The sequence below is a fragment of the Cyclobacterium qasimii M12-11B genome (assembly GCF_000427295.1).
GTDB lineage: Bacteria > Bacteroidota > Bacteroidia > Cytophagales > Cyclobacteriaceae > Cyclobacterium > Cyclobacterium qasimii.
Genome location: NZ_ATNM01000130.1, coordinates 1 through 601, shown reverse-complemented (window position 1 = coordinate 601; position 601 = coordinate 1). Strand labels below are relative to the sequence as shown.

The window sequence follows — 601 nt, the reverse complement described above, 5'->3', positions numbered from 1 at the left end:
CGGCAGCGGTGGGCTCGTTGATGATGCGCAGAACGTTGAGGCCAGCGATCTCACCGGCTTCCTTCGTTGCCTGACGCTCAGCGTCGTTGAAGTATGCGGGAACGGTGATTACTGCGTCGGTGACGTCTTCACCCAGGTACTGTTCGGCGTCGCGCTTGAGCTTAGCCAGCGTGCGGGCCGAGATCTCTTGCGGGGTGTACTTCTTGTCGTCAACTTCGACTTTCCAGTCAGTGCCAATGTGGCGCTTGACGGAGGCGATGGTGCGGTCAACGTTGGTGACGGCTTGGCGCTTGGCGGTTTCACCGACGAGAACTTCGCCATCTTTGGTGAATGCGACGACGGATGGCGTGGTGCGCATTCCTTCGGCGTTTGCGATGACGGTGGGTTCTCCACCTTCGAGAACAGAAACCACTGAGTTCGTGGTTCCGAGGTCAATTCCTACTGCTCGAGCCATATGCTCTTACTCCTTTAAGCGGTTGGGTGTGCGAACTTGAGTCGCTTGGTATCAAGTTTCTACCCCCGGCGGCTCAGAGTCAAGCTGTGTAGCTGAAAGTTGAGTGTGTATGACTCAAGTGTGTGTGACCCCTCCCACTTTACGATT

1 protein-coding gene is annotated in these 601 nt (G+C 56.4%); it reads right to left on the bottom strand.

The features are described 5' to 3' along the window. Positions 1-454: Hsp70 family protein (locus tag ADICYQ_RS31280; RefSeq protein ID WP_040416569.1), on the bottom strand; the 454-nt coding region annotated here is incomplete at its 3' end. Between the last annotated feature and the right edge of the window lie 147 nt (positions 455-601).